This is a genomic window from Mucilaginibacter gossypii (assembly GCF_900100945.1).
Classification (GTDB): Bacteria; Bacteroidota; Bacteroidia; order Sphingobacteriales; family Sphingobacteriaceae; genus Mucilaginibacter; species Mucilaginibacter gossypii.
Genome location: NZ_FNCG01000008.1, coordinates 135,598 through 148,048 on the forward strand (window position 1 = coordinate 135,598; position 12,451 = coordinate 148,048).

At 41.0% G+C, this 12,451-nt stretch carries 15 protein-coding genes; 11 read left to right on the forward strand and 4 right to left on the reverse strand.

Annotated elements, in window-relative coordinates; genetic code table 11:
• Positions 1 to 55: 55 nt before the first annotated feature.
• From BLS28_RS16210 to BLS28_RS16220, 3 genes are all read right to left on the reverse strand, one after another.
• The gene (locus BLS28_RS16210; protein ID WP_091169388.1) at positions 56 to 316 is read right to left on the reverse strand and encodes a hypothetical protein; all 261 of its coding nucleotides are present in this window, start codon (positions 314 to 316) and stop codon (positions 56 to 58) included.
• 209 nt (positions 317 to 525) lie between these two features.
• On the reverse strand, positions 526 to 2,049 hold the full coding sequence (locus tag BLS28_RS16215) for a hypothetical protein (RefSeq protein ID WP_091169391.1): 1,524 nt from the start codon (positions 2,047 to 2,049) through the stop codon (positions 526 to 528).
• A 366-nt stretch (positions 2,050 to 2,415) separates the two neighbouring features.
• Entirely contained in the window at positions 2,416 to 2,862 is a 447-nt protein-coding gene (locus BLS28_RS16220) for a hypothetical protein (RefSeq protein WP_143020788.1), read from the reverse strand.
• A gap of 289 nt (positions 2,863 to 3,151) precedes the next feature.
• Between BLS28_RS16220 and BLS28_RS16225 the strand changes: the two genes are divergently transcribed.
• Positions 3,152 to 4,396 carry a hypothetical protein gene (locus BLS28_RS16225; protein WP_091169398.1) on the forward strand — a complete coding sequence of 415 codons (1,245 nt, stop codon included), beginning with the start codon at positions 3,152 to 3,154 and terminating at the stop codon, positions 4,394 to 4,396.
• Between the two features lie 82 nt (positions 4,397 to 4,478).
• Positions 4,479 to 5,159, forward strand: a complete 681-nt coding sequence (locus BLS28_RS16230) for a hypothetical protein (protein ID WP_091169401.1) — start codon at positions 4,479 to 4,481, stop codon at positions 5,157 to 5,159.
• A gap of 276 nt (positions 5,160 to 5,435) precedes the next feature.
• Here BLS28_RS16230 and BLS28_RS16235 read toward each other — a convergent pair whose 3' ends face one another.
• The gene (locus tag BLS28_RS16235) at positions 5,436 to 6,059 is read right to left on the reverse strand and encodes a hypothetical protein (protein WP_091169404.1); all 624 of its coding nucleotides are present in this window, start codon (positions 6,057 to 6,059) and stop codon (positions 5,436 to 5,438) included.
• 368 nt (positions 6,060 to 6,427) lie between these two features.
• On the opposite strand from BLS28_RS16235, the gene BLS28_RS16240 reads away from it, so the two are divergent.
• Genes BLS28_RS16240 through BLS28_RS16280 form a run of 9 tightly spaced genes read left to right on the forward strand, consistent with a single transcriptional unit; the run spans position 6,428 to position 12,445 of the window.
• Positions 6,428 to 6,817 carry a single-stranded DNA-binding protein gene (locus BLS28_RS16240; protein ID WP_091169408.1) on the forward strand — a complete coding sequence of 130 codons (390 nt, stop codon included), beginning with the start codon at positions 6,428 to 6,430 and terminating at the stop codon, positions 6,815 to 6,817.
• 50 nt (positions 6,818 to 6,867) lie between these two features.
• Positions 6,868 to 7,935, forward strand: a complete 1,068-nt coding sequence (locus BLS28_RS16245) for a DUF932 domain-containing protein (RefSeq protein WP_091169412.1) — start codon at positions 6,868 to 6,870, stop codon at positions 7,933 to 7,935.
• A gap of 38 nt (positions 7,936 to 7,973) precedes the next feature.
• Entirely contained in the window at positions 7,974 to 8,318 is a 345-nt protein-coding gene (locus tag BLS28_RS16250) for a penicillin-binding protein (RefSeq protein ID WP_091169415.1), read from the forward strand.
• 4 nt (positions 8,319 to 8,322) lie between these two features.
• Positions 8,323 to 9,015, forward strand: a complete 693-nt coding sequence (locus BLS28_RS16255) for a DUF8835 domain-containing pootine (protein ID WP_143020789.1) — start codon at positions 8,323 to 8,325, stop codon at positions 9,013 to 9,015.
• A complete protein-coding gene (locus tag BLS28_RS16260) occupies positions 9,005 to 9,559 on the forward strand; it encodes a hypothetical protein (protein ID WP_091169422.1) in 555 nt (184 codons plus the stop codon). The genes BLS28_RS16255 and BLS28_RS16260 overlap by 11 nt, the downstream gene beginning before the upstream one ends.
• Positions 9,560 to 9,578: 19 nt before the next feature.
• The gene (locus BLS28_RS16265) at positions 9,579 to 9,794 is read left to right on the forward strand and encodes a PRTRC system protein C (RefSeq protein ID WP_091169425.1); all 216 of its coding nucleotides are present in this window, start codon (positions 9,579 to 9,581) and stop codon (positions 9,792 to 9,794) included.
• Positions 9,795 to 9,849: 55 nt separating this feature from the next.
• Complete coding sequence (locus tag BLS28_RS16270; RefSeq protein ID WP_143020790.1) at positions 9,850 to 10,932, forward strand: hypothetical protein; 1,083 nt, start codon at positions 9,850 to 9,852, stop codon at positions 10,930 to 10,932.
• Entirely contained in the window at positions 10,929 to 11,645 is a 717-nt protein-coding gene (locus BLS28_RS16275; RefSeq protein WP_091169431.1) for a PRTRC system protein B, read from the forward strand. The genes BLS28_RS16270 and BLS28_RS16275 overlap by 4 nt, the downstream gene beginning before the upstream one ends.
• The gene (locus BLS28_RS16280; protein WP_091169435.1) at positions 11,642 to 12,445 is read left to right on the forward strand and encodes a PRTRC system ThiF family protein; all 804 of its coding nucleotides are present in this window, start codon (positions 11,642 to 11,644) and stop codon (positions 12,443 to 12,445) included. Before BLS28_RS16275 ends, BLS28_RS16280 begins: the two co-directional genes overlap by 4 nt.
• Positions 12,446 to 12,451: the final 6 nt, after the last annotated feature.

Consider the following 12,451-nt stretch of genomic DNA (forward strand, 5'->3'; position numbering starts at 1 on the left):
GCCGATATCTATCGTGGGGGTTGCAAAATACTTTATAAAACGCTAGTGTTACAGACTATAGGTAATGCCAGTCAATCTCATTGCCGATAAGCTGAGCCAGCCACTGCAGCTCCGGTTCGGTTAACCATTCCCATTCGTTAATATCTGCACAAATGATAGTGCCAAGCTCTTTGCCAGCCTGAAAAATATAAAAATTACAAAAGTTATCTTCACTGAACCAATGCGGAATTATATCAAGTTCGGTTTCACGCCTGCTGATTTCCAGCGTGACCGAAAATGGCGGGGATTCAGCAAATATGGTTTCAATGTCAAACAATATCTATCAGATTAAAAGGTTTGGCCCCGATTAACATTTTGAATGCGGCACCGTTGCCGCAGTAGTTGACCGTAAGTTACGGAAACACTTACTGATTTCAAGTTTATATGAATAAATTATTATCAGTTTCGGGGTTGCAGCTAATCAATAAGAGTTTTAAAGCCAGAAGCGGGATTTTAAAATCTTAAGACAGTCAAACGCGCCGGAAACTAATTGTTATAGTTAAAATACCGCCAGGATGTGACCGCTATGATTTGTCCATTCTTAATAGCCCTTACGCGTAGGCGGTGAACCTGTTTACCCATTCCCTGAACAGTTATCGATGTACCGGTTGTTGGATAGATCCCTTGATTAGCGTAGGGCATCGTTGAAAAAGATGTTGCTGTATAATCATATGGCTTATCAGCAAGTTGTAATTCAATTTCATAATTGTCTGTTTCTCCCATTGGTGTCCAGGAAACATCAGTATAACGCGGAAAATCAAAACTGCTGTGTTCTTCGGGAGAAACAATACGCATATCTGTCGCTATCGGCACGTTTTCTAATGGATCAGGTCTATTAGTCGTTACAGGTGGCTGTTCGGCATCGATCATCACACAATCACCCAGTGTCACTTTTACAGTTTGTTGCCAACTCTCACCAGCGCTTGTTTTTATTGTAAAAATATGGTCACCGGTTGTCTCAGCAATTGTTAATACGTCCGGAGAACCGCAAACACGACCGGCGGCGAAGCGCCGATCTGGCACTGTGCCCAAAAAAACCGTGTCTTCATATACCCGGAAGGGCCCGCAATAGTCACAACTGATCAAAAAGCCCACATGACCACTGTCCACGACAGCAGGAGTTGTTGCAGGTTCTTCAGGTACAGCCTCTTGTTGAGGTACGGGCGCATCGTTATAAACTGGTTGCTGCTGAACCACCGTTGGTGCCGGAGGTTCTGAATGATGAAATAATGCGTACCCGATTGCTATGGCGGCTATTACAGCAATTATCACAATTATACTGCTGCCGGAACCTGAGGTATCCGAATTGCCTGGACTGCTATGGCTTGAGTAGTTTTCTGATCCTGAATAACCAGGCCGACTACGACTACTTTGTTTATTGGCTGCCGCCTGAACAGCTTCAGGTGCTTCTTTGGTTGAGATTTCTTCCCAATTGCCGAAAAAATTCTTTCGGTAGATTTGATTACCTACGGTAGAATATTGAATCCTGTTATGGTGATGTAAATTACCGGCCTCGGCGCGCTCTTGTTTGTCTTCGACTGTTTCCCAATTACCAAAAAAATTCTTTCGGTAAACCGTGTCTCCGGTAACCGAATAATCGATACGATTGATTTGCTTAATGTCACCTGCTTTCGCTCTTTCCTGCGGATCTTCAATCTTTTCCCAATTGCCGAAGAAATTCTTGCGGTAAGTAGAGTCTCCCACAGAGGAATAATCGCTGCGGTCAACATTATTCAGATTCCCGGCTTTCGCGCGATCCTGCTCATTGGTGACTTCTTTCCACTTACCCCAAAGATTTTTTTCATAAACAGTATTGCCAACCTGAGAATAGGACTGGCGATCAATTTCTTTCTGCTCCCCAGCTTCAGCCCTGACCTGGCTATCGTCGACTGGTTTCCAGTTGCCCCAAAAATTCTTTTCGTAAACGTTATCGCCGACTACAGAATAATCTTGCCCATTAATTTTCTTTTTTTCGCCTTGTTCTGCTCGTTCGTTGTCGTCAGCATTCATGATTGATGATTGAGGTTAATACAAATCTAATCACCAAATAGCTGGTTTTCAATAACTTTTTATAAAAAGAAAAGGCGCGCTTAGGGATATTGATCTTCAATATGACTACAGGTTTTTATCAGCGCTTCGTCAAGCGGGTAGACAGATAGTAAAATCGTTTGCCGGAATCTCATAGGGATGATGCTCAAAATGGATGCGTGCTTGTTTCAGGTATGGAGCAATAGTCTCGCCTTTGACCGGACCAAGGCCAACAGCTTTTAGAAAAACGTAAATTCAGCCCGGATGGCGATCAATAAAAACATGTGGCGCTAATAAATATCTTCGGATTCAGCTTTAATTAATGATCACTAAAACTACAAATTAATGCTAGTCGTCGATCTTATCGATCTTCTTTTTTTCTTCCTCCGGAAAGTCCACATACTTCGACATATCTTTAACAAATCTTCTCGCGAATACCGCGCCTTCATCGTTACTTTTCATTACATCATCATCCCCAAGATCGACATTCTCCCCGTAGATCGCTTTTTTTAAGTCGATTCTTTGATGTATCTCGTCAAACTTCCCCCTCACTTTTTTTACCATAGTATAATCGGGCACGCCGTTTTGCATCAAGTCAGCAAAACTTGTGTACGGTGAAAGATCAACCTTCATCATTTTTTGCATAACGTCTCCCCATTGCAGCACCTCATGTACCACAAATTCTTTATTATTCCTTGACTGGAATTCCATCACCATCGCCAGGAACATTTCCGGCGTACCATTAAATCCCGGTTTGATCCTGAACAGCTTCAATAAGAAATTTAATAATCCCATCGCCCTTAAATAAAGTAAAAGCCCCGCTTATTGTAAATATAAGCATTGCTGCTCCGCTTTGTCAAGTATGGAACCCGGCACAAAGGATATTATGGCAAGCCCTCCGGGCCGGGCTATACGCTGTATCTGCTACGCAGGATGCCGCTGCTATCCCTCTTGCGAAATAACGATGGTATATGAATTAATTAAATTCTAAATTTATGAAACTTTAAAGTAGACCATCGCCTTCGTTAATACAATGCAGGTAATTTACCCTGTCTTCTTATTAAAACACGTCAGCGCATAAATTATGAATAACACAAGGGGTTTATTATACCCGGCATTGCACAAATTTTATAGTGCGCTAAGCAGCTTGGAGAAGTTTGAAAAAGGGACAAACTTTTTTGACAATATAGCCTATTTAGATAATTTTTTTTCTGAATACAGGAATATCACGTTTGTGCTACAGAAGTCATTGGCGCATACTGAATTTAAATCTACTTATGAAGACCTTCGTAATCAGTACCTGGTTAACGATGTGTGTAAATGGTTTATCGACAAGCGAAACGAAGTTTTGAAGCAACAGCCTTTTGATTTAGAAAAAAGGATTGTGATCAATATTTATTCCGGGCAAAATGCTATCTCACTCCCTGAATTAACCTTCACAATTGATAATGACGTGGAATATCCGACGATAATTGATTCTCTCAGGACGCTATTTATGAAAATCAGTCCTTTGGAAGTTATGTTTTCGGCCGAGTTTTCATTTTATGAAAGCGGGCAGACAGAAGAACTTTATGAAAATTTCATCTCGGGGATAAACCACATGAAGCTGTTCATGGCAGCTATGAGAAAAGCATTGAACGAGGATTGCAAATTATCTGACGAATTAGAAAAGAAAATAGAGGACATGAATTTTTATCGCGTCCCCAAAAACATGCTATTCATTGATGACTATATTTTTTACTGTAAAAAAAATCACTTTGAAAAAGCCTCCAGGGTAGAAATGTGGGCTGGCCCGGGCGAGGCAAGAAGCCCGCTTGAAAATCTGAATAAGACGTATCCGAACGGCGACTTATTTCAAAAATTTGAACTCATGCATTTGGTGATCTTCCAGATGCAGAAAAGCTTGCTGCCTACCTGTTTAGTGGTTTATAGCAACGATACATTTGAAATGCTGACTTATGGGGGTTCCATTAGGACAACGATGTATAGAAAGTTTAATGAGCTGGCTAAGCAGATAGCGGCTGAAGGTATTGTTAAAGTCCTTTTTGTGACCGAAATGTATATTTACGACATTAAAGATTTCACAACGATGGATAGCCGAGAACGAATTAAACATGCCCGGAACGAAATTTTATCATTCTTCATGGTTGAAAAGGATTTAACTATCAGGTCCAGCAGTTATGATACAAAAAGAATAGATGATTTTAATTATATAGCTTCAGTAATGTTCCAACAACCAGACAAACCAACACATCCAACATTTATGAACCCCGTTATACAGGAATTTGCCAGGCTGCAAGCAGAGATAAGCGAGAAGACTGAGCAATAGTTTGATTAGCCCATTATTGATTTTTCTTTAACCAATAAGGTTTAAGATAGCTTAAGCGAACATATTTTAAAACAAGAACCGTATGAACGATTACTTTGATGGTCTTGACCAAATACTTGAAGAAATTACAGATAAATATGAAATCAATAATTTGATTTCGATACAGAAGCACCTTGAAGACAGCTATTGGGACAAGTTAGCCCGACTGAGCTTTTTTACTAAATTATTCGATGAACACCATTACCACTTTTTATATGAAATACAAGGCTTGAGTAGTCAAATACACTTCGGGATTGTAAATTGTATTTTGTTTAGGGATAAGATTAGTCTTGATAAAGGAAGACCTAACGTATATAATCACAGATATACATTCATGATTGAATCGACCATTCATTGTATCTACTCTTATTGGAATCGTGTCGGTTTGGTTCTAAATACCTACTTAAAAAATCCGAAGGATATAAAGCGCACTTATTTTGCAAACGTGGTGCCACAACTTTTAACAGACTATCCAGCTTTAGAACAAGATAAATTTTATCAATGGCTTTGTACCGTTAAAACTGCTTTAGACGATTTGGAGCGAAACGAGTTCGCTCATAACAACTCTCTCATTATGCAAAACTTTCTTCCAAAAAATGCTGAAAATGGGGATTTTAAAGCACTTTTAGCAATGCCGGACTTATTATTATCACACAACAAATCAATAGTGGATGAAATCGGTAATTTAGTGGAACTCGTGGAAAAGCTCGAAACATTAATTTAAATGATAATTAAAACAAATGATTTCCTTGTAATCTTAAGCTACGAATATCCGGCTTTCTTTACCCCAGTTATCGTTAAACCCTTTGATCTCTTTCGTTCTGTTCTCGATTCCTACTGGATTAGAAATTTCAATTGTTGATTTAACCAACAGCATCAAAACGAATTATATTAAGTTTTCCAGGTTGTTAAACTTTACAGTATCAGCCAAGCTGATTGTATTTTGGCAGCGTAACTGCTTTGCTATAACATATAAAATTAGCTTAATGATTTCTAACGCTTATCGGGCATTTTCATCTGGCTTATCTTCTCCCGGACGAATGCGCTCAAATCTTTCCAACAGGCCTTTTATGAGGTTTTTATCCGCGACAACTTCGGCCTTCTTAAAGTGTTTCTTTTTAATTTTATCAAACTTCTTTTTTATTGTACGAACTTTCAAAACGGCATCCTTATCGCCTATTAAGAGTTCTGAAACCATATTGTAAGCATAAAGGTAACCTGTAAATGGGGTGGGCGTATGAAAGATTTTCAAGTTGTTAGTTTTCTCCTCTGTATAAATTTTTGAGAAATAAACAGCAAGCCCTTCTTCCAGATTATTGGTTTCATTATCCCCAGTGGGCGACAAAAGATGTATAACCTCATGTGATATTTGAAAAATGCCCTCGTCGTAGTTGCTTTTAGCGCCTGACTGTAAGGTAATATTCACCTTAAACTCTATCGGATAGGCAGACGTATTGCTCTCCGGGTAGCTTAAATACGGGCCATCAGGTTCGTAGCAAATCTCGTTAAACTCCCATTTCTTAGCTTTTTTCCCATAAAGGGACTGTACCCGCTCCAAAATCTCGGGAACCAGCTTGGTATATTCTGATGTAAAATCCGGTGTTGCTAATGATGTTTCATCCATGATTTTTATTTAATAGCAAATATCCTCATTTATTAGCAAAGACGGTCCTTCAAATTCACAAGACTGGAGGCCTTTATCGCCTCCGGCTCCAATGGCATTTTTTTATTTAATCAATGAATATTTTAAACGAAACGGGTAAAAAGCGCAGCTAAAATCAAGCCCGGATCTGTCGTGGGGTTTGCAAAAGACTACGGCATAAACGGTTTCCTCCCCAAAGGGGCCCCTCCAATTATTCCGTTTCCTTTTGCCCGCTGCCGGGCTTTACGATTTGCTTTCTTTTTTCCCTTTTTCTTTTAAAAATAATCAATCAGGGCAAGGCGGCGAAAGGAAAAGCAAACAAATAATTATTCATTAAAAAATTAAAAATTATGCTATTCACAGGAAGATTAACCGCAAAAGCAGAAGTAAATGCGGTCAAAGGGGACAAACAGGTAATCAATTTTACCGTAGCCATTAACCAAAAATGGAAAAACAAAGCGGGCGAAAAAAAGGAAAAAACCGCATTCGTTGACTGCGCTTACTGGCGCAATTCCGGCATTGCCGAATACCTTACCAAAGGCGCAGTAGTGGAGATTTCGGGATGGATGGAAGCGCACGGCTACCAAAGCAAAAAAGACGGCATCCGTGCAAGGCTCATTTGCACCTGCGATACCATCAAACTTTTTTCATTAGTCGCCAAAGCCGAACCCAAAGCAGAAGAAAAGGAAACCGCACCTTATACCACAGGCGCAGTGGCTGACGATGACTTGCCATTCTAAGCACTATCAATCATTCTATCAAATTTCAAGAACAACAAAAAAATAAAATCATGGGACACAATTTAAATTATAACTCAGCAAATCAGGAATATAGCTTTTTCAGTGTAAAGGAAAGGGCATGGCACGGTTTAGGTAAAATAGTAGACCAATACCCCACCAGTGCAGAAGCGATAAAATTTGCGGGGCTTGACTACTTCGTTGAAAAACGACCCTTGTTTACCTATGATACCGAGAACAATACAGGCGACCCGGATACAGATATACTCATCCCTGAAATAGAAGTACCCAACTATTTTGCCACTATCCGTACCGATACAGAGCAGGTTTTAGGCGTAGTCGGCAAAGATTACGAAGTGGTACAGAATGTAAACGCATTCGAATTTTTTGATGCGATAGTAGGTGGTGGGGATGGTATTCTATACGAAACCGCAGGGGCATTGGGAGTAGGACAACGCATTTTTATTACCGCCAAATTACCGGGCTATATACGTGTCGGCAAAGACGATTTTATTGAAAAATACCTTTTCCTGACCACTTCGCATGATGGCTTCGGAAGCATCACCGCAGCATTTACACCTATCAGAATTGTGTGTAATAACACGCTAAACGCGGCAATGTCCAACCATTCGGGCGCAATCAAAATACGTCATACGGCCTCGGCAAACGACCGCCTGAAACAGGCGCACACACTCATGGGCATTAGTTCCAATTTGGGTGTAGAGTTAGAGGGCTTATTTAACAACTGGTCACAAATCCGTATCACCGACAAGGAAGTGAAAAAACTCATACAGGTTGCAATGGCTCCGAATAAGGAAGTCCTTAAAAACCTCGAAATGGGCAAGGACGATGACCTGTCTACCACTTATACCAACATGGTAGACAAGGTGTATGAATATGCGTTTACAAGTCCCTCACAGCAAATGGAAACCACCGCAGGGACGTTGTTTGGCGCATATAATGCCGTTACTGGCTACTTCCAAAATGTCCGCAACTACAAAGACGAAGAAGCCAAATTTAAATCCATCATCGAGGGAACGGCAAAGCAAAGGGCGCAAGTCGCTTTTAACCTGTGCCGGGATTTTTCAAAAAATGGTGAAAATGCCTTAATACTTAATTAATCATTCGGGGGGAGCAATCCCCCCATAAAAAAAAGAATATGACACGCTCAAATCTTTATATCACTCTTACGAATGGCGAAGCCATTATTTGCGTTGCAGACAGCAGTAGCGCACCTGAGCAAGGCTACATCGTAGAATCTCTATTGCTTCCGCTTTTATCTCTTAGCAATACAGAAGCTGAACTGGCTTTGCTAAGTGAGCATTGCACCATGAATGAGTTGCGCACCAACGCCACCTACCGCTATGAGATAAATCTCCAAACAAAAAACGTAGCCTTTTTTGAGGAGAGATATTTCTTTAAAACGGACATCTACCGCAGAGGGGAAGACCTTACCCGCAGGTACACCGATTACCTTTTGACCATTGAAAACAAATCCCTTTGAAACCATGAAAAGAATAACGTTAAAACTGTACAGCTTTAATGAACTGGACAGGGATGCCAAACAAAAAGCCCTGACCACCTACCGGGATTTGAATGTAAATTTTGATTGGTGGGACGATGAATTTGAGGATTTTATAGAACTGTGTTCTTACATAGGGATAGCTGTTATCAAAGATAAAATCAAATTCAGGGGCTTTTATTCACAGGGGGACGGTAGCGGTTTCTCGGCAAAAGTGGACATGCCTAAACTGATTACTGCCATAGAAAATCAAACATGGAAAGACTATGCCCCTATGCAGGAATTTCCATTTACTGCGCCCGGCATTAACCGCAGGGTATTACCGCTATTGGCGAAGAATATCCTACCCAATGAACCGCAGATAATCAGCAGGTCACAGCAATACGGAGTAGTGGTGGATTTAGGGGTTTATGTCATTAATGAAAACGGCAGGGAACACGACAACGTTTTTGAGGAACTGGACAAACTGGAAGAATGGCTACGCAAAATAGCCGAAGTACTCAACCGCTACCTCTATACCACCCTTGAAAAACAATACGAATTTTTATGCAGTGATACAGCCATTAAAGAGAGCATTCTAAATAATGACTACCTCTTTACCGCAGACGGCAGGTCTGCCAACTATCTGGAGCAATTAACAAAAAGAAAACCCATTAATCTTAAAAATCATGACCACTAACTTTTTTCAAAATATAGCAAGCCTTAACGTTCCCGGCATTTGGAGAATAGGGATTAGCACAGACGACAAAGGCAATATCAAAATAACAGGCTTATTTAATATCCATAATAACGGCACACAAGCTGCCAAAGTTGTACCACCATTTATTATCAGCGGGACAGCCGAGGAAATGGATAGTTGCTTTTTTGATACCATCACCAAACCCGTACAGGAAACAGCAGGTGTGTTTCATAATATGGAAGATTACCGCAGGGGATTGGATAAGGCGAAAAACCTGTCCAAAGCGACAACTGCAAAACCAACAGGCCCCGCAACCGGGAAAAGCCCCGACCAGGAATTGCCCGACCCGAAAGCCGAAAAGAAAAAGGCATACGAGGCTATCTTAAAAACCATAGGCGAGTTACAGGCAGATTGTAAATATGAAGAAGCCATAGCCCTCCTACCAACCATTGAGGAATACCCCGACAAGGAGACGGAACTCAAAAATCTGAGAACCGACCTTAACCGCAAAAAGGAACAGTTATCACAAATCAAATTATTCTAACCTCTAAAACGATACGATTATGTTTAGCGACTTATTACCACGGGTTTTTATCCATAAAGAAAATGGACAGGAAATAACCCTGACCGACCCCGATATAAACCTTAGCCCTGATGAGGTATGCGATTTTTACAGCACCCTCTATGCTATACTCACCACCGCAAAAATTGTCGGGCCTGAGTTTAAGAATGACAAAGCTGAATACCAGTTTGTCACCACATTAGGAACAAAAGGATAATCATGAAAGACACATCAAAGGCAGGCTTTATAAGCCTGCCTAAATCAAAAAGACAATGCAAACTATACCATCAATTAGGAAAATTCGCAGAAAGCCTCAACGAGTTGCCCGACACACAGGCGGTACTAAAGGACAAAGCCAAATCAGCCCCCTTGCCTCATGTACCGATGGTTTTTTAAACCATCGCTTTATGCCTTTGTGCGAACCGGGAAAGGAATTGCCGGAACAGGTGCGTACCGAAACGGAGTTTTTTAAGTCAGCAGATAGTCTGTGTCAGGTACACGGATTTGCGCAAGCCGGTTTTAAGGCAATGCCATATCCTTATAATATCCTTTTAACATATAGGGATTTGGAAACCAAGCTGAACAGGCAGCCTTATGATAACGAACTCTATATTACCCGTGGATGGCTTGACCATGCGGTTACTTTAGCCACCAAACAGGTTTATGAAGTTGGTAACACGCTTTATTATATCCCTGTTATACCGCTTTTTCTCTTTTTAAGGCACAGAGAAAACAAAGCAAGCGGTATGCTTTTGCTTGCCGTGATGTCTTATTTGTATCGGGAAGCTGGCATTCCTTATTACAGGGATGAGGGCAATTTTATCAATGGTGAATACGAAATGAACAAGGAGTATTTTTTGGAGTGTGTGAATGAAAATCCCGATGAATACGAGGAAGATATATCGGATATCATACGAAATGATATATGCGGGGACATCATGCAACGCAAAATACATAACCGTTATCACTTGGATAATTTTACCAAAACCGTTGAGTGTTTTAAGCCTCAAAATGCGTTTGACGAAGAATGTTTATTAGTGGCTAAAGAAGCGTTAGCCTTATACCTTGAATTTCCGAATAGTTCCGTTTTTCAGCATATTGACGAACCCGAAGATTGGGACGAAGTTGCCATACCTGAAAGCTATGTCTCCTTTATCGGGGATGGTAAAGGATGGGTTTATGAAACAATAGAACGTCAAATTAATGACTACTTAGGCAACTTCTCTGAAATGCTTTTACCAACCTGTGTTCAGGTTTTTGACGGCACAACAATAGAACATAAAACCCTTGAATTTGAATACCGTCTTTTTGAATTGATAACAGACCTCTGCAATATTTTATTTGAATTACCATGAGAGAGAATATAACCCAACAGTTCGGCAATTTATACGAACCGTTAAAAGCCCTGTTAATTTACAGGAACAGCGAAAAGAAAAGCATTTACGTGGAAGCGTTTGATATGGATCAGCATGGTAAACCCATCAATGCCCATCCTTTGACTGTGCAGGAAAGTATTTCCTTAGCCAAAGCTTTAGATACTTCAGAGGATTTACAGACCAGCTTTTTAGACCCCGTTGGTTTGATGCCTAACAATGTATTGTACATTAACAGAGGGCGCAATGCCTTTGCCCTTTGGCACACACCCAGTCAAAAGGTGAGGCTTTTATTTAAGGAGGGTTTGGCTATTCCCAATGGTGAGGCATTTGTACCGCCGATGGTATGGAAAGCAACCAAGACCACCCTATATGTCTATGCGCTGAATAATAATGACCCTTTAACGCTGAATAGTTCTTTGTGCCAATCCCCTTACTTTAATATTTATGGTGATGGCAAGGTATGCCTCGGCACGGTCAGCATACAAATACCGAAAGATTGCGGACTGGAGGAATTTATGCGCCAATGGCAGATTTACTTTTTCAACAGTTTTTTCAGCCATACGCTCGGGGGAGGTAGTCCTATTAAAGGCAACATTGTCCAGTTATGGCAAAAGCTAATGAACACCGATACCCCATTCCCTTTAGAGAAATTGAACCCGATTAAAACCACCCTCAAAGCATTAATCAAATGAAAGCATTAACCAATATACATTTTACAGAACCTGTTTTACTTGACCCAACAAATCCCATCACTGTTAACCTTATCGGTGCGGGCGGGACAGGTCACCGCATGTTAACCGAACTCGTCAGGGCGCATTCCTGTCTACAGGGATTGGGAAAACCCGGACTGCAGGTAAACGTTTTTGATGATGACATCATTACCGATGCAAACCGGGGCAGGCAAATGTTTGCCAAATCTGAAATAGGCTATTTAAAGTCGGTTACCTTAATCAACCGCATTAACCGCCATGAGGGAACGAACTGGAAAGCCGTACCTGAAAAATTCGGCACTAAAACCCTGCACCTGTTACCGAATGCAGGGAAAGCCAATATCTATATCACTTGCGTAGATACCGTCAGTGCAAGGTTTGACATTGCTGATGCTTTGCGAAAAGTTTGCAGGGATAGCCGTAGCGACCGCGCCAAACCTTTTTACTGGATGGATTTAGGCAACAGCCGTTTTACAGGGCAATTGGTATTAGCTACGCTTTGTGAAATCAAACAGCCCGAATCGGAACGATTCAGACCAGTAGGCGTTTTGCCAAAGGTGACCGATGAATTTAAAGATTTGTTGGAACAGGTGGACGACAGGGAAGAGCCGAGTTGCTCACAGGCGGAAGCACTACGTAAACAGGATTTGTACATTAATACGGTATTAGCGGTTTACGGTGCGGAGTTATTATGGCAATTGCTCACCGATGGTATGATTGAAAACCGTGGGTTGTTCCTCGACATCAAAAAATTCAAAATCACCCCCTTAAAAGTAGCTTAACCCGAT

Excerpts from the sequence above, each read along its gene's own strand:
- BLS28_RS16215 (WP_091169391.1), bottom strand. The coding sequence starts at position 2,049 with ATGAATGCTGACGACAACGAACGAGCAGAACAAGGCGAAAAAAAGAAA.
- BLS28_RS16220 (WP_143020788.1), bottom strand. The coding sequence starts at position 2,862 with ATGGGATTATTAAATTTCTTATTGAAGCTGTTCAGGATCAAACCGGGA.
- BLS28_RS16225 (WP_091169398.1), top strand. The coding sequence starts at position 3,152 with ATGAATAACACAAGGGGTTTATTATACCCGGCATTGCACAAATTTTAT.
- BLS28_RS16230 (WP_091169401.1), top strand. The coding sequence starts at position 4,479 with ATGAACGATTACTTTGATGGTCTTGACCAAATACTTGAAGAAATTACA.
- BLS28_RS16235 (WP_091169404.1), bottom strand. The coding sequence starts at position 6,059 with ATGGATGAAACATCATTAGCAACACCGGATTTTACATCAGAATATACC.
- BLS28_RS16240 (WP_091169408.1), top strand. The coding sequence starts at position 6,428 with ATGCTATTCACAGGAAGATTAACCGCAAAAGCAGAAGTAAATGCGGTC.
- BLS28_RS16245 (WP_091169412.1), top strand. The coding sequence starts at position 6,868 with ATGGGACACAATTTAAATTATAACTCAGCAAATCAGGAATATAGCTTT.
- BLS28_RS16250 (WP_091169415.1), top strand. The coding sequence starts at position 7,974 with ATGACACGCTCAAATCTTTATATCACTCTTACGAATGGCGAAGCCATT.
- BLS28_RS16255 (WP_143020789.1), top strand. The coding sequence starts at position 8,323 with ATGAAAAGAATAACGTTAAAACTGTACAGCTTTAATGAACTGGACAGG.
- BLS28_RS16260 (WP_091169422.1), top strand. The coding sequence starts at position 9,005 with ATGACCACTAACTTTTTTCAAAATATAGCAAGCCTTAACGTTCCCGGC.
- BLS28_RS16265 (WP_091169425.1), top strand. The coding sequence starts at position 9,579 with ATGTTTAGCGACTTATTACCACGGGTTTTTATCCATAAAGAAAATGGA.
- BLS28_RS16270 (WP_143020790.1), top strand. The coding sequence starts at position 9,850 with ATGCAAACTATACCATCAATTAGGAAAATTCGCAGAAAGCCTCAACGA.
- BLS28_RS16275 (WP_091169431.1), top strand. The coding sequence starts at position 10,929 with ATGAGAGAGAATATAACCCAACAGTTCGGCAATTTATACGAACCGTTA.
- BLS28_RS16280 (WP_091169435.1), top strand. The coding sequence starts at position 11,642 with ATGAAAGCATTAACCAATATACATTTTACAGAACCTGTTTTACTTGAC.